This window comes from Aliiruegeria haliotis (assembly GCF_003003255.1).
Classification (GTDB): domain Bacteria; phylum Pseudomonadota; class Alphaproteobacteria; order Rhodobacterales; family Rhodobacteraceae; genus Tropicimonas; species Tropicimonas haliotis.
In genome coordinates, this window is sequence record NZ_PVTD01000013.1 from 1 (window position 1) to 15,473 (window position 15,473).

General features: G+C 58.7%; 16 protein-coding genes. 4 read left to right on the forward strand and 12 right to left on the reverse strand.

The window, feature by feature from the left end; all coding sequences use genetic code 11:
- The coding region (locus tag CLV78_RS20755) for a putative quinol monooxygenase (protein WP_146136743.1) at positions 1–204 on the reverse strand (204 nt) is incomplete at its 3' end.
- Positions 205–306: 102 nt separating this feature from the next.
- On the opposite strand from CLV78_RS20755, the gene CLV78_RS20760 reads away from it, so the two are divergent.
- Positions 307–1,215 (forward strand): LysR family transcriptional regulator, encoded by a 909-nt coding sequence (locus CLV78_RS20760; protein WP_106207655.1) that lies wholly within the window; start codon positions 307–309, stop codon positions 1,213–1,215.
- Positions 1,216–1,453: 238 nt separating this feature from the next.
- Here CLV78_RS20760 and CLV78_RS20765 read toward each other — a convergent pair whose 3' ends face one another.
- The 11 genes from CLV78_RS20765 to CLV78_RS20815 all read right to left on the reverse strand — a co-directional run bounded on the left by CLV78_RS20765 (position 1,454) and on the right by CLV78_RS20815 (position 11,581).
- A complete protein-coding gene (locus tag CLV78_RS20765; RefSeq protein ID WP_106207657.1) occupies positions 1,454–2,083 on the reverse strand; it encodes a 2-dehydro-3-deoxy-6-phosphogalactonate aldolase in 630 nt (209 codons plus the stop codon).
- The gene (locus CLV78_RS20770) at positions 2,076–3,083 is read right to left on the reverse strand and encodes a 2-dehydro-3-deoxygalactonokinase (RefSeq protein WP_211301046.1); all 1,008 of its coding nucleotides are present in this window, start codon (positions 3,081–3,083) and stop codon (positions 2,076–2,078) included. Before CLV78_RS20770 ends, CLV78_RS20765 begins: the two co-directional genes overlap by 8 nt.
- 13 nt (positions 3,084–3,096) lie before the next feature.
- Positions 3,097–4,398 carry a TRAP transporter large permease gene (locus CLV78_RS20775; protein ID WP_158263621.1) on the reverse strand — a complete coding sequence of 434 codons (1,302 nt, stop codon included), beginning with the start codon at positions 4,396–4,398 and terminating at the stop codon, positions 3,097–3,099.
- Positions 4,398–4,958: a TRAP transporter small permease gene (locus CLV78_RS20780; protein WP_158263622.1), complete on the reverse strand. Its 561-nt coding sequence runs from the start codon at positions 4,956–4,958 to the stop codon at positions 4,398–4,400. The genes CLV78_RS20775 and CLV78_RS20780 overlap by 1 nt, the downstream gene beginning before the upstream one ends.
- Positions 4,959–5,157: 199 nt before the next feature.
- Complete coding sequence (dctP, locus tag CLV78_RS20785) at positions 5,158–6,174, reverse strand: TRAP transporter substrate-binding protein DctP (RefSeq protein ID WP_106207665.1); 1,017 nt, start codon at positions 6,172–6,174, stop codon at positions 5,158–5,160.
- Positions 6,175–6,393: 219 nt separating this feature from the next.
- On the reverse strand, positions 6,394–6,849 hold the full coding sequence (locus tag CLV78_RS20790) for an OsmC family protein (RefSeq protein ID WP_106207667.1): 456 nt from the start codon (positions 6,847–6,849) through the stop codon (positions 6,394–6,396).
- Between the two features lie 144 nt (positions 6,850–6,993).
- Positions 6,994–7,884, reverse strand: coding sequence for an SMP-30/gluconolactonase/LRE family protein (locus CLV78_RS20795; RefSeq protein WP_106207669.1), 891 nt, complete (start codon positions 7,882–7,884; stop codon positions 6,994–6,996).
- The gene (locus CLV78_RS20800) at positions 7,881–8,090 is read right to left on the reverse strand and encodes a tautomerase family protein (RefSeq protein ID WP_106207671.1); all 210 of its coding nucleotides are present in this window, start codon (positions 8,088–8,090) and stop codon (positions 7,881–7,883) included. The genes CLV78_RS20795 and CLV78_RS20800 overlap by 4 nt, the downstream gene beginning before the upstream one ends.
- A gap of 165 nt (positions 8,091–8,255) precedes the next feature.
- Positions 8,256–8,987, reverse strand: coding sequence for a response regulator transcription factor (locus CLV78_RS20805; protein ID WP_106207673.1), 732 nt, complete (start codon positions 8,985–8,987; stop codon positions 8,256–8,258).
- Positions 8,988–9,016: 29 nt separating this feature from the next.
- Positions 9,017–10,246, reverse strand: coding sequence for a GAF domain-containing sensor histidine kinase (locus CLV78_RS20810; protein ID WP_106207675.1), 1,230 nt, complete (start codon positions 10,244–10,246; stop codon positions 9,017–9,019).
- Positions 10,247–10,687: 441 nt separating this feature from the next.
- Positions 10,688–11,581 carry a LysR family transcriptional regulator gene (locus tag CLV78_RS20815; RefSeq protein WP_106207677.1) on the reverse strand — a complete coding sequence of 298 codons (894 nt, stop codon included), beginning with the start codon at positions 11,579–11,581 and terminating at the stop codon, positions 10,688–10,690.
- 85 nt (positions 11,582–11,666) lie between these two features.
- Between CLV78_RS20815 and CLV78_RS20820 the strand changes: the two genes are divergently transcribed.
- Genes CLV78_RS20820 through CLV78_RS20830 form a run of 3 tightly spaced genes read left to right on the forward strand, consistent with a single transcriptional unit; the run spans position 11,667 to position 15,344 of the window.
- Positions 11,667–12,284: a glutathione S-transferase family protein gene (locus tag CLV78_RS20820; protein ID WP_106207679.1), complete on the forward strand. Its 618-nt coding sequence runs from the start codon at positions 11,667–11,669 to the stop codon at positions 12,282–12,284.
- 57 nt (positions 12,285–12,341) lie between these two features.
- Complete coding sequence (locus CLV78_RS20825; RefSeq protein ID WP_106207681.1) at positions 12,342–14,426, forward strand: 2Fe-2S iron-sulfur cluster-binding protein; 2,085 nt, start codon at positions 12,342–12,344, stop codon at positions 14,424–14,426.
- Positions 14,427–14,441: 15 nt separating this feature from the next.
- A complete protein-coding gene (locus tag CLV78_RS20830) occupies positions 14,442–15,344 on the forward strand; it encodes an MBL fold metallo-hydrolase (RefSeq protein WP_106207683.1) in 903 nt (300 codons plus the stop codon).
- The last annotated feature ends 129 nt before the right edge of the window (positions 15,345–15,473 follow it).

The following is a 15,473-nucleotide window of genomic DNA, read 5'->3' on the forward strand; positions in this document are numbered from 1 at the left end:
CATGTGCTCTTGCCACAAATCGCGGCTTTCCCAGTTTTCATAGAAAGTGAAATGGGCGGGGTTCTCATTGTCCTGGTGCAGGTCGTAGTTGATGCACCCCTTTTCGCCGCGGGTGATCGGGATGAGCTTTAAAAGCTCGGCTTTCACGAGGTCGATCTTGTCGTCATTCGCATGGATGTTTGCGACGATGGTCAGCTTGGTCATGGTATGTTCCTTCGCGTTTGAACACTGTGCATCTAACCTAGCCGCTTGCCCCTACCGGATAAACGGCCTAGAAACGGGCATACAATCCGGAAAATCCGTTCAATGTTGATCGACAATATTCGCCTGTTCCAGGTAATCGCGGTGAAGGGAAGCCTTGTTGCCGCCGCCCGCGAAGTCGGGCTGTCGAGTACCACCGTGTCGGAACGACTCGCCGCATTGGAGGCGCACTACGGCGTTGTGCTATTCAATCGTACCACACGCTCGCTCAGCCTGACAGAAGAAGGGCGGACCTTGCTCGACGGTGCAAAGTCGGTGCTGGCCGAGATCGAAGATCTTGAAACGTGCATCAGGCATGGCGCGGATACGCTTTCGGGGCCGATCCGCATCAGTGCTCCGGTCGACCTTGGGCGCAGTATTGTGTCCGACATTGTCGAGCGATTTTCACAAAACCATCCCGCGATTTCGGTCGAGTTGTCCTTGTTTGACGGCTATGTCGATATCGTGGGGCAGGGATTTGATCTGGCCTTGCGGTTCGGTTCGATCTCCGACAGTTCTTTGCGGACCCGCAGGATCGGTAGCTATCGTCGTATCGTGTGCGCCGCGCAATCCTACCTGGAACAACATGGCACTCCGCAAACACCAGCTGATCTGACAGGCCACAACTGTCTGATCATGAGGTTCGGCAGCAGCCTGGATAACGTATGGCGCTTCGGAACCGGCGCGTCGGCACAGGAGGTTACGGTGCGGGGCGACAAAGTCGTCAATGATGGCTATCTGGTACGCCGCTGGGCTTTGGCAGGCCATGGCATCATTCTGAAATCCGAGCTTGATGTCAGAATAGACTTGTCAGCTGGCCGGTTGGTGGCCCTTCTTGAAGATTTCGCCGCGGCTCCGAATCCACTACAAGTCATGTTCCCGCCGGGTCGCGCTCAACCTCGCCGTGTTGGCGCCCTCGCAGACGCTCTTCGCGAAGGGTTCCGAGACTTCGAAAAGAATGCAAGTCGCGCTTGAATGATTAGAAAAACATGGCAGGCAGCAGGTCTTGTTGCCTACAGTACGGTTTGGCTTGAACAGCCCCTTGCATCGTGGGCGCCTACTACGTGAAACTTGCGGCAATAGGGCCATGATGCACGTCGAGAATTCATTGATGAGCTCTTGCACAAAACAGCTCATCAGACCACGGTGCTGGCCCCACCCACAATATCAGTCAAGACCTTATCTAAGTGTTAAGGGACCACCACATTCACCATCATCTCTCTAACGCCAAAGCGGCATCGACGAATTCTCTGGCGCGTTGCGCAACGTCTTCTATGGAATACTCTGGCTTGAAGAGAGCAGAACCAAGCCCGAATGCATTGGCTCCGGCTCGTCGATATTGGGTCATCCGGTCCGCAGTTATCCCACCAACAGCGACAAGCTGAGCACCTTTTGGCAGGACAGCGCGCATTGCTGTCACTGCCGACGGCGGGATCATTTCCGCAGGGAAAAGCTTCAAGGTTCCAGCTCCGATTTCAAGTGCCGCAAAGGCTTCACTGGGTGTCAATACACCTGGACACCAGGTAAGGCCCTTCGCCACCGCTGCAGAACCAAGAGCTGGGTTCATGTTCGGAGCTACGATTACGCGACCGCCTGCATCAGCCACCGAATACATATCACGTTCCGAAAGAACAGTTCCAGCTCCAACCAGTACCGTGTCCCCGAACCGCCGGGCGATCCGTTCGATGGATTCCAGTGGTGAGGGCGAATTGAGAGGCACCTCGATGACCCGAAATCCCGCTTCGACAAGCGTCTCGGCGGTCTCGATCGCTCGTTCGGGCTTAAGGCCGCGAAGTATGGCGATCAACGGCGCTTTTGCGAGTGCTACAGAAAGCTCACACATTGACTATCTCCGCTGCCCGCGCAATCAAATAGTGTCCATGCGCTACTGTGTCCTCTGAGAGGCGTTGGCTCGTTTTGCCGGCGATTTTTAACGCTGTCTCGTATCGGTCCGCTAGATCACAGCGGCCGACGATTGTAATGGTTTCATTTGTGTCGCCCCGAATTTGCGCAGCCTTGACCTCCGCGCCGATCAACATACCAGACAGAAAATCGGCGACAGCATTTCCCGCCATGCGACCCAGCAAAGGCAATGTCCGGACACGAAACAAATCGTGCAGGAGGTACGACTCTCTGGCAAGACCACACGAGACGCCCTGAGCAAATCCTTCAGGGTCGAATGGTCCGTCTCCAATCAAGGTACCCAGAATTGTGTGTCCTTTCAAGGCAGCGAAGACTTCGCCGGTCATGTAGGTTGCAAAGTCCTCTATCCTGCCTGCAGATACACGAACCCATTTACTATGAGTGCCTGGCATGACGAATATCCCGTCGGACATGCCAAATGCCTGCGCCCCGATGATTTGGGTTTCCTCTCCGCGCATGACATCCGCACCCGAAGCGTGATCTATGACAGCCCCGGTGATGAAATGTATATTCATCCGGCTTTCAGTATGGTGGGGAACAAGGCTTTGCGCCAGGCCGACAGTACCGAGCGGAAGTCGGGAGTAGGGTGTCTCAACCCAGCCATTGCGACTTGTGATCATCCCGGAGGCCAAGACCGGAAGCCCTCCGTAGGTGCTCCAACAGGCGATGAGCTGGTTCAGGACACTATCGAATGCACGATCCGGGACACTCGTAATGCCGCGTGACGATGCCACCTTATCCAATACCTCGCCGCCTGCACCAATCAGATAGGCTCGCAACGACGTGGTGCCCCAGTCAATGCCGATTAGCGCTGGTTCTGGTGAGATTTGTGACAAAGCCTTCGCTTCATGACCCTCGTCCCCATGCGAATGATGTTTGCGTGGCGTGGTGGGTCTGAAACTGGGAATTGGGTGGTTCATGTATTAAGACCTCTCAATATGCAAGCTCAGGCAGGAAGGTGGCGATCGCCGGGATCATGATGATCAGGACCAGGGTGATCACCTCCACCTGCAGAAACCACCAAATCCCGCCGAAGATCTCTCGCAGGGAGAAGGAGGGCACCACGCCTTTTAGCACGAAAGCGTTCAGGCCGACGGGCGGGGTGATCAGACCGATCTCCAGCGTCTTGACGATCACGATCGCCAGCCAGATCGGATGCGCCCCCAGCGCCACCAGCGGCGGCACGAAGATCGGCACCGTCAGGAACATTACAGACACCGGATCCACCATGCAGCCGAGCACCAAGAGCAACAGCACATAGATGCAGACGATCCCCATCATCGGCATATCAAGCGAAAGGATGAACTGCGATACCGCGCCGGAGGCCCCGCTGACCGCCAGATAGGACGAGAAGATCAGCGCACCAACGAGGATGATGAAGATCACCGAAGTCGTTTGTGCGGTGTCCAGAAACACCTCCCGCAGCATCCCGAAGGACAGCCGCCCGCGCAGCAGCGCGATCAGGAAAGCGCCCACGGCCCCGATGGCCCCGGCTTCCGTCGGCGTGATGATCCCGGCGTAGATCCCGCCGATCACGACGCCACCAAGGGCCAGAAAGCTCCAGACGCCCTTGAGCGAGTGCATCCGCTCCTCGATGGAGGCTTTCGGCAGCGCGGGGGCCAGCTCCGGGTTCCGGCTGACGCGAATGTAAATCATGACCAGATAGGCGAAGGCGGTAAGCAGGCCCGGAATGATGCCCGCGATCAGCAGCTTCGGGATCGATTCCCGCGCGATGATCCCGTAGACGATCAGGTTGATGCTGGGCGGGATCATCCCCGCCAGCGTGCCCACGGTGGCCACGCAGCCGGCAGCCAGCTTGCGGTTGACCTTCAGGCTCAGCATTTCGGGGATCGCGACGCGCCCAAAGACGGCAGTGGAGGATGTGGTCGAACCCGAACAGGCGGCGAAGGCAACGGCGGCGACGGTGGTTGCGAACACGACGCTGCCCTTCATATGCCCCAGCCAGGCGCGGGCGGCGCGGTAGATGTCCTGCGTGATCCCGGCCTTGGCGGCCACATGGCCCATGAGCAGGAACAGCGGCACGGCGCTTAAGGCGTAGCCTGATCCGATGTCAAACAGCCGCCCGCCGATGGTGTCGAGCGTGATCGTCGTGCCGCGGATGAAGGCAAAGCCCATTGCACCGGAAAGCAGCAAAGAGATGCCCACCGGCACACGCATGACCATCAGCAGGGCCACCGTCCCGAGCACGAGCGGAATTTGGAAGGTCTCGATCATCAGTTTGTCTCTTCTACGGCGGCGCCTTCGGGCGCGCCTTCGGCGGCGGCGGCTTCTTCGAGCAGCACGTCGTTCTTGATCAGGTCGATCAGCTGGATGAGGAAGCGGGTAGAGAACAGCGCCAGCCCGACGGGGATCCCGGCGCGCGCCCACCATGTCTTGACCTCGATGATGCCCAGAACGGTGTCGCCCATCACATAGGCGCTGAAGGCCGAAACGCCGCTTGTCCAGGTGAGGGCCCCAAAGAACAGGCAGGCGATGAGCAGATAGAGCCCCTCGACGATCTTCTTGGCGCGGTGGGGCATGTGGTCATACAGGATGCCCACGGTGATATGGGCGTCGCGGCGTTGGGAAAAGCCAAGCCCGAGGTAGATCAGGTAGACGAACATCAGGCTCACATATTCATAGGAGCCCGGCACGCTGATCCGGAAAAGCGCTCTTGCGAACACTTCGAGCACGGTGATCGACATCATCGTCGCCACGGCCATGGCAGAGACATAGCAGGCGATTTCTTCCAGCTTTCTCTGCAAAAGTAAGGCATTGCTTGCAAACGTTGCCATCGACGCATCCCCTCTCAAGGCCCCAGCCCCGATCCCATACCGCATTTCGCAGCCAGTCCCGAGTGTGCTGAGCCTTGCCGAATATCCTGGTGTTTCTTGTGATGTCTTCGTGGTGTTGCGCCACCCGCGCCTTCTTTGGCTTTGGCGGGCGGCGCATCTGGTGGTCTGAAGATAGCGCGAGGCTCAAATGCTCGCGATGTCAGCCACCGTGTTTGCTCAGGATTGCGCGGAAGTCGTCCAGCACAGCCTGACCGGGCAGGCCCTCGGCCTCACGGGCATCAGCCCAGTGCTGCCAGGCGGCATCGCGCACCGCGTCCATCTTGGCCTGCTCGGCGGGCTCCAGATTGACGATCTCGGTCTGCTCCATCAGGGCCGCGCGCGCCTCGACTTCTTCGGCCTCCAGAAGCGTGCGGGCTTTCTCGACGGTCTCGTTGCCGACCTGCTCCATGATCGCTTGAACGTCAGCGGGAAGCGCGTTCCAGGTGTCAAGGTTGATGGAAACCGGCATCGGGAAGTAGAACCAGTCCACGTTGTCCCAGTAGCTGAAGATCTCGCCGAAGCCGAAGGCATAGGCATCCGCCGGTGCGCCGATGATGGCGGCCGTCACCACCTTGCGCTCGGCAGCGGCGGGCAGCTCGCCCCACGGGATACCGTACACGGTGATGCCCAGCTCTTTCAGGATCTCAGCCGCACCGCCATGGGCGCGCACCTTGGCGGCCTTCAGATCGTCGATCGTGCGGATCGGGTCATGGGAAAGCAGCTGGATCGAGCCCCACTGGCCCGGAAACAGGTACTTCTGATTCATCGCGGTGAATTCGGCTTCCACCGCCGGAGTCTTGAACATCTCGTGGCCAGCCTGCGCGTGGGCCATCGGGTTGTCCGTCATGAAGGGCAGCGAGGTCACGTTAGCCAGCGGGAAGAGGCCCGGATTGTACACGGGGGAGAACTCGCCCATGTCAAAGGCACCGACCTTGATGTTCTCCGGTTGGCCCGACAGCTTGCCCAGCGGGCCGCCGAAGATCCGGGTGAATTCGACCCTTCCTTCGGTGCGTTTCTCCACCTCGTCCATGAACCAGCGCGTGGCAAGGTTCGACGGGCCAACTCCGGCATAGGCGTGGTACTTGAGGTTGATTTCCTCGGCCACTGACAGCGTCGGCGCGGCCAGCGATGCGGCTGCCGCCAATGCGCCGGCGCAGAGTGTCTTGATCAGTTTCATGTCAGGTCTCCTCCCTGGGGTCGTTCAGTATGGGTGACGATGTTTCGTCGTTTGGAAAGGGGCCCTTGGGGCAACCGGTACGCTCCCTTCGTGCGGAGGCCTGTGGGCTTGGTTTTCCTGTTGCTTAATCTGAAGGCAGTGGCTCTGGTCGGATACGGGGGATCACGCCCGGAAACTGCGGAAGCCCGCAGCCTCCGCGGGGCACATCCGCAAACCCGCTCACTTGCGCACCCAGCTTTCGCGGATCTCGCATCCGGCGCGGCGCAACAGGACGGAAACAGGGCATTTTTCCCCGGTGATCCGCTGCAGTTCGGCGATCTCGGCATCACTGGCGTCAGTGTCCAGAACCACGCGCAATTCGATCACCGGGAAGGGGGTGCCGATCTCGGCCTTGCCAAACACCCCCCGCGTATCGAAATGGCCGCAGATCTCAAGCTCCATGCCGCGCAGCTTGATCTTCAGAAGCCCCGCCACGTAGTTGGCGATCACATTGGTGCAGCCAAGGAAGGACGAAAGCATCGTCTCCAGTGGCGTGGCGAAGAGGTTGGTGCCGCCGCGCTCCGGCGGCTCGTCGGTCGTGACCACCTTGCCGCGCGCCACCATCTCGGTGCGGGCATGGGTGATCGCGTGGCCTTTCACGTCGATCTTGAACAGGTCTGGCATCACGTGCGCCATGTGTCTCTCCTTGTTTGGCAGGGCGGCCCTGCGGCTGGGGGCGTGCGTTCCGGCAACGGATCTCGGGTTGCACAAGCGGGAGGCTACACGCCACGAAACCCGTTGCCGAAAGGCCGGGCGGTTGCCCGCCCACCCCTTGCGCGCTCAGAACAGCGGCAAGCCCGGTGTCTTGACCTTGATGCGATAAAGCGCGGTGGATGAGGTGAAGTAGAGATCCGTCAGATCCGCGCCGCCCCATGCGAAATTCGCGGTGAACTCGGCCATGCGGATCACGCCCAGCGTCTCGCCCTCCGGCGTGATCACATGAACCCCGCCCGGCCCGGTGCAATAGACATTGCCCTTGCTGTCGATCTTCATGCCGTCCGGGTGGCCCTCGCCTTCGCCTTCCGTCACCTCGACCCAGACATCGCCGCCCGTCGCCGCGCCGTCCTGGGCAATGTCGAAGCGGCGGATATGCTTGCGCTCGGTGTCGTTCACGTAAAGCTGCTTGTGATCCAGCGAGAAGCACAGCCCATTGGGCTGCGCGAAATCATCGGCTAGCCGAGTGATCGCCTTGCCATCGGGCGTCACGCAGTAAACCCCCTGTGCCCCCATCTGGAGCGGCCGCTCGACGCCGAAATACTCCATCCGCCCGTAGGTCGGATCGGTGAAATAGATCAGCCCGTCCCGGCGCACGACGATGTCGTTGGGGCTGTTCAGCTCCTTGCCGTCGTAATGGGTGGCCAGCGTGGTAAGGCTGCCGTCCGCTTCGGTCCGTGTCACCGAGCTCGTGGCGTGCTGACAGGTCAGCATCCGCCCCTCGGCGTCATAGGTGTTGCCGTTGCCCATGTGGCTGGGCTTGCGGAAGGGCGCGACCTTGCCGTCCGCGCCAAGGCGGTAGAGCGTGTTGCCGGGAATGTCGGAGAAGGTGAGATGCTGCGCGACCGGGTGCCAGATCGGGCCTTCGGTGAACAGGAAGCCCCCGGCCACGATCTCCAGTGCCGCATCGGCATCGACGATCTCGTGCATCCCCGCCTTGCGGATCTCGATGCTCATGCCCCGGCCCTCAGTTCCTTCACGCGCGCGCCGCCCGCGAACCAATCGGTTTCATCGACCTCCTCGAAGGTGACCCAGACGTTCTCCTTCGGAATGCCCACCGCCTCGGCGATGGAGTCGGTAACCGCGCTCTGCACCTTGTCCTTGATGCCCTCCGGGTCATGTTCGATCACTTGTTTCACGATGCGGATATTGACGAATGGCATCGGCGCCCTCCCTTGGCCTCAAAGCTGCGCGGCCCCGGATGCGTGGCCGCCTTGTCCTGTGTCTAAGCCTCGGGAGGGGGGGTGGTCTGCGGCGAGTCGCGCAGGAATTTCGCGGAGACGCACGGCAGATTTGCGGGAACCCGCAAAAGGCGCTCGGGCGGGCCTTCAGCCTTGGTGGCGGCCGATCCAGACGCGCAGGTTTTCTTCTTCCTTGCGCAGGGCATCGGCGTTCAGGATCCCCCGCGCGAAGGCGAGCGAGATCGCCCGCGTGCGGGAATTATAGGTCGGCCCCCACTCGCCAGAGGGGATATCGCCCTTGTCCAACCCCAGCTTCTGGTAGAGGTGCTGCAACCGGCTCTGCGCGCCCCGCAAGGAAACATTCCGCCGCGCGGCCATGGCCTTGTCCGTCAGGCCAAGGCAGAGATCCACCAGCGCTTCATACTCAAGCTCGCTCAGGCCCTGCAGCCTGTCGCCCGCGCGCTGCTGCACCACGCGCACTTCGCGATCGATCACGCATTGCTCGGCGATGAACACCCCCTGCAGCGCCAGCTTCAGCTGCTCCGCAGGGGCGGATTTCAGCACGTAGCCATAGACAGCCGCACTGGGCACGATCTTGGTGATGCCGCGAATGTAGGCTTCCTCGGTGTAGTTCGACCAGAAGAGGATCTTGGTGTCGGGCTTCTTCGCCCAGATCGTTTTGGCCACCTCTACACCGGTGGCGCGCGGCATCTGCAGATCCAGCACCACGGAATCATACGCGCCGGCGTCAAAGGCGGTGATCGCCCTCTCGCCATCCTCGGCCAGGGTCAGCGCCTCCAGTTCCGCAAGCGTGTTGCGCGCGACCTTCTCAAGGAAATCGCGGTGGAGCTTGTCGTCCTCTGCAATCAACAGACGCATGCCTGGCCTTTCCGTTTCAGCGTTCAGAGTCACACCGGCAGCCCGTCGCCAGCCGACATTGGCACGCTGATTTCCACACGCGTGCCTTTCGGCGCCGGCAGCCGCTCGAAGCGCACGGTCGCCGATATCAGATCGGCCCGCGTCTTGATATTGCTGATGCCTCGGTTTGACAGAAGATCGGCTTCCGCGATCCCGGTGCCGCTGTCATCAATCTGCACCACCATCCTGTCGCCATGCTGGGCAATCAGCACATCGATGCAATCGCAATCGGCATGTTTCAACGCGTTGTTCACCGCCTCCTGCACGATACGATACATCGCCGTGCGCACCGTGTCCTGCAGCGTGTCCATCTGGTCGTCGGTCTCGTCCTGCACCGTCATTTCGATGCTGCGGCGCATGTGCTTCTGACAGCGCAGCAGATGCGCCTCGACGGCCTCCGCGAAACCGAACATCTGCAACACGCCCGGCTTCATGTTCTCGACGATCCCCCGCACCTCGTCGAGGCAGTGATCCAGCTCTTCCTGCAGAAGGTCGATCTCCTTCTGGGCCGCCGCCGAGCCGCCGTCGATGCGCGACAGCCGCCGACGGATCCGGGCCAGATCGGCCAGCGTCTGATCGTGCAGATCCATGCCAAGGCGCTGCCGTTCACGCTCCATGCCCTCGGTCAGCCGCAGCGCACCCAGCCGCAGGGCCGCCTCCCGCCCGTTGGCCTCAAGCTCCGCCATCGCTGCCTCCTTGGCCTCTTTGCCGCGTTCCAGCGCGAACAGATAGGCCGCCACCAGATCCGCCGCGCCCTGCGCGAGCCCTACCAGTTCTGCGTTGTAGAAATCGATCCGGTGGCTGGAAATTGCAACCGATCCGATCAGCACCCCCTGCACACGCAGGGGCACAACAATACGGCTATGCAAATTGGCGTCAAACAGCGGCTTGCTGTCAGAGCCGTCGAAATGCAGCCGTTCATCGGTCCAGGCGTCGCCCGTCAGGATGAAGGGCGTATTGCCCAGCAGCACGTCGCGGATTGGGCTTTCAGCGGTTGGCTTGGCGGGGTTCTGCGTATGGCTCCAAGAGGTATGCATCCGCGCCTCGTAGCAGATCTGCGTGCCCGAGGGGTGCAGCAGCACGATGTCCAGATGGTCATGGGCGATCAGCGCCCGCAGGCGGCTGGCAAAGACTTCCAGCACCAGTTCGTAGTCCGTTTTGCCGGCAATGGCCTGCGCGATCGACAGGTAGCACTCCAGAGCCTCTTCCGCGTTTGGCATAGATGCAATAAATCCTTCGCCCGCTTTTGAGCACGGAATGTATACTGTTTCCTGATTCACTTGAAACCTCTTGTGAAACGCGCGCTTTACAAGTTGGGCTAGTGACGCACTAAACGGCACCTTGCCACCCCACCAACTACTTTGGAACAAAGTCTTGAATGTCGGTTCGCTTCCAAGGTGAGAACAGTAAAGCCCGCACTTACCGTGCGGGTTTCCGCACGATATGTGGATCGAAAGCGGCGTGGGGGCGCCTGACGGATCAGCTCAGCGATCTAAGCTTGGGTAACTGTATTGCCGTTCTGACAATGGGTCTTGAAAAGGTCCCTACAGAAGTAGCGTGGAGGTAAATCCAAACCTCCTACCCGATCATCGTGAGTAGAAAGCGAAACTCGCTGCGGAGAAAGAAACTAGGTGGATTGAATATAACTTCTCGCGACGATTCTATGGTTTCGCAATGTCAGTCAACGTATTACGCCAGTATCTATGCCGCTCTGAGGTTTGATTACGAGTGTGCCAAATCAATGCCAAATCCAAACCATTCTGCTTCCATGGTGGCGATACGCTCGAGAGGTCAGGCGGTGCGAGCGGGGCAGGGAGGGTGGCGATAAGTGGCGTACCTCGGATCATGGCGAGCGCTGAGTCAAAATCGGCCACTTGCATCGCAACTTTACGTTTGCGGCCAAGTTTTGCAAGGCGGCGATCAATGTCAAAGCCTGCATCCGGCCCAAAGCCAACCCGCACATGGGCGCGCGCGCAGAACGCATCCAAGTCGTTTTCTTCTAAGGGATGCTTGGGATCAAAGAAAACAACATCCTTGGTCGAAAAAAGGTGCCGCCGCATCAACCCGTCACCCTCAGCAACCTTAGGCGGCATGATGGCCGCGTCCAAACTGCCGTCACGCAACTGGTCGATTACTTGATGGGCCGATCCAGTGGAGCGTAATTCGATGCTTAGATTGGGAGCGACTTTGATGGCATGTTCGATCAGCGGCTTGATCAAGAGCGCGCGTTCCACCGCAGTCGTTGCGATGCGTAGAACTCCGTGGTCGTTCTCCGGCACGTAAATCTGCGGTTCAAAAATTGCCTGTAGCTGCGCAAGGGCCGCTTCGGCAGCGGGAAATAACTCCTTTGCACGCTCGGTTGCCACAACGCCGTTGCCCTGGCGCACAAACAGAGGATCGCCCGTGCGCTTGCGCAAAAGTTCCAGCCAATAACTGACTGTGGATTGGTTCATATCCAGCATCTTCGCGGCACCGGATAGCGAGCCAGCTTGTTGAATCGTCAGCAGGATTTGAAGCTGCTGGCCGTCGATTGCAAGGTAATCAGAATTTTCCATAGTTCAAATCAACTTCATCGGATTTCCCGAAATCATAGCGCGCGTTAAACCGTCGGGCAACGGCTTCAACATCTAGGACATCACAATGAAACTTTACGGACACCCGCTGTCAGGCAACACCCACCGCGTTCAGGCTTTGCTTGAGCTTCTTGGCGCTGAGTATGAATACGTCACCGTTGATTTGAAAACCGGTGCTCATAAAGCCCCTGAATTTTTGGCTATGAACCCATTGGGTCAGGTGCCTGTTCTGACTGACGGCGATCTGGTGCTGCGGGATTCCACTGCGATCATGACTTACATCGCTGGCAAGTTTGATGAGGCAGGCCAGTGGTTCCCAAAAGACGTCACAAAACGCGCGCAGGTGCAGGAGTGGCTTTCCACGGCGGTCAATGAAATCCAGAACGGTCCATTCCTTGTGCGTGCGATCAAACTCTTCGGAGCGCCTGCGGATTTGGAAACTGTGACGGCGAAAACCGACGCGCTGTTCAAAGCTCTGTTTGAACCTCATCTGTCAAAACAAGAATGGCTGGTCGGTGACAGTGCGACAGCGGCTGATGTGGCGTGTTACGCCTATATCGCGCGCGTCACAGAGGGTGGTTATGACCTCTCTGCATATCCTGCGATCTGCAAATGGATTGAGCGTGTTGAGGCCATTGAAGGTCTGCCAAACATGGTGCGTATCGAAGACTTGATGGCGGGATAACCCTGTTTCTCGGGGTCGCTTTGGGCGGCCCCTTCGGTCCTTTGGCGGAGAATAATCATGGCATTGACAGGTTGGGATAAAGACGTTTCCCCGTATCACTCTGGGGAAATTGCGCTGCACCGTCGTCTGGGACGGGAAGCGAAGCAGGAAAAGATGGGTCGGTTCATTCACCGCCCTTATATGCCTGATCAGCACCGAGAGTTCTTTGCGCAGCTGCCGTTTTTCATAGCGGGAAGTGTTGACCAAGACGGTTGGCCTTGGGCGTCGATCCTGTTTGGCAAACCTGGATTTGTGTCGACACCTGATGACCGGACATTGCAAATTGCCGCGCTGTCTGTGGATGGGGACCCGTTTTTGGAAAACGCAGGCGAAGATGCGCCTGTAAGCTTTGTGGGCATTGAGTTGCCAACCCGCCGTCGCAATCGCGTCAACGGCGTCGTGCGCTCTGCGAAAGATGGCGTGGCCGTCGTGGATGTGGTGCAGTCCTACGGGAACTGCCCGCAGTATATCCACACGCGCGAGTTGGAATTTCACCGCGATCCAAAAGCTCCGGTTGATATCAAGCGTGAGGCTTTTGACAGATTTGATGATGCATCACGCGCGGTGATTTCAAAGGCCACAACCTTCTTTGTTGCAAGCCATAACCCGTATGATGATCAACGCGTGAATGGTGGCGTCGACGTCAATCACCGAGGCGGAAATCCGGGGTTTGTGAAGATCGACGGGAATACGCTGACGATCCCCGATTTCATCGGCAACTTTGCCTTTAATACTCTGGGCAACTTCATGGTGAACCCGAAGGCGGGATTGTTGTTCATCGACTTTGAAACCGGCGATCTGATTCAGCTTGTCGGACGCGCCGAACTGTTGCTGGACAAAGACGACGACATTGCCGCTTTCCAAGGAGCAGAGCGCGCATGGCGCTTCCATCTGGATCACGGACATCGTCTTGTGGGGGCATCTCCACTGACTTTCGCTCCAGGGGAGGCGTCTCCGAACACAAAACTTACCGGGGATTGGCAGCAGGCCCAAGAACGGTTGGCCGCAGAAAAGAGCCGCAATGATTGGCGCGCGTTTCGCGTGGTCAAAGTCGAAGATGAAAGCAGCGTGATCCGCTCTTTCTATCTGGCACCAGAAGATGGTGCCGCGACTGTAAGGCCCAAACCCGGACAATACCTGACGATCAAAACGCAACCTGAAGGAGCGGAGCGCCCGGTTATTCGGACCTATACACTGTCTTCTGCGCCATCTGATCCGCACTATCGCATTTCAGTGAAACGCGAAGATGCGCGCGGGGACCGGCCGGCGGGGATTGTTTCCAGCCATCTGCACACGACCCTGAATGAAGGCGATCTAATCGAAGCGCGAGCGCCAAAAGGGCAGTTCGTGTTGGATACGTCTGAGGCGCGGGCGGCTGTTCTGATAGGGGCAGGGGTGGGGATCACCCCGATGATTTCGATGGTGCGGCAGGCGGTGTCTGACGGGTTCACTCGTCGCTATCTGCGCCCGTTGACTGTCATCCATGCGGCCGCCAGTACTGCGGAGCGTGCTTTTGTTGGTGAGTTCAGCAAGCTTCAGAGAGAGACAGAGGGGAAGTTGCGCTACCTTTCTCTGATCGAAAACCCTGCCGAAGGTGAGGAAGCGGGTCGCGAATTTCATGTTGAAGGCCGTTTAAGCGCGGAGATACTTCAAAGTGTGTTGCCTTTGGCAGACTATGATTTCTTCCTTTGCGGTCCTCCGACCTTCATGCAGGCGGCTTATGACATTTTGATTTTGCTTGGGGTGCGCGATGGGCGCATTCGGGCGGAAGCCTTTGGGCCTGCGTCGTTGAAGCGGAAAGTGGAGATCGTGGACCAACCCGCGCAGAAAGAGCCAGCGCAGGCCGAGGTTCGCTTTGTCAGCCAGCCCACGGCGAAGACGTGGACGCCAGCGGACGGCACTCTTTTGGAGTTTGCCGAAACACAGAGGCTGACCCCGAACTTTGGTTGCCGCAGCGGTTCCTGTGGAAGCTGCTCAACCAAAATTAGATCCGGTGCGGTGAGCTACCGCAATCAACCGGAATTTCCGACCGAAGCCGGGGAGGCGCTGATCTGTTGCGCTGTGCCGGCTGATGACACGACCCCACTTGAACTCGATCTCTAATCAAGGAGTTAAGACATGACGACGCTTTCACGCCGTTCCTTCATCTGCACGAGCCTTGCCGGCATGGCTGCGGCAATCGCAACACCCGGTTTTGCATCCGGCACTCTAGACTTTGGCAAGGGTACATTGGTTGCTTTGTCCGATGGGTCGTTGACCGTACCGGGTCAAATGTGGCTAGGCGCAAGCGAGGCGGAGCAAGCTGAGCTGGGCGGCAAAGTTAAAATTGGCGCAAACGTATTCTTGGTTCGCCAAAATGACCGCATCATTCTCATCGATGGCGGTGCCGGTAATGGTGACTTTGTGACACAACGTTTTGATGATCTGGGCCGTTTGCCTGCGGCTTTGGCGGATGCGGGCATTGCGCCATCTGACATCACTGACATTGTCATCACACACATGCATATCGACCACTCTGGTGGCTTGATCGCAAATGGCAAACCAGCCTTTGAAAACGCGACGATCCACATCGACCAAGCGGAGTGGGGGTTCTGGACACGCGAAGGTTTTGCAGAACAAGCGCCAGAAGATTTCCGTCCAATGGTCATCGAAATTCAGAACATCGCTAAGATCATTGGTCACCAGATTGAGACCCATGACGGCACCAAAGATTTTGGCAACGGTTTGCGTGCAGTTCGCACATATGGTCACACACCGGGTCACAACAGCTTGGAGCTGGATCTGGGTGATGAGAAGCTTCTCATCATGGGGGACATTGTTGTGTCTGACAGCATCCACTTCAAAAACCCAAATGTGGGCTGGGCGCTGGATGGTATTCCTGAAGTTGCCATTCAGACTCGTCATCAGGTGCTTGGCCGTGCCGCAGATAAAGGCCTCGTGATTGCCGGAAGCCACCTGACTGCACCAGGTCTGGGTCGCGTTAAACGCGCAGGCGATGCTTATGAATTCCAGCCGCTGTAACGACGGCACTTGCGGGCCGGGCGTGTCCCGGCCTGCTACCAAGACTTAGTGAGACAGGATCATCTTTACGCGGTGGTCTAGGTCACGGCTGAGGTCTTCTGCGCTCCAACCAGCACGTCCGCGGAACAT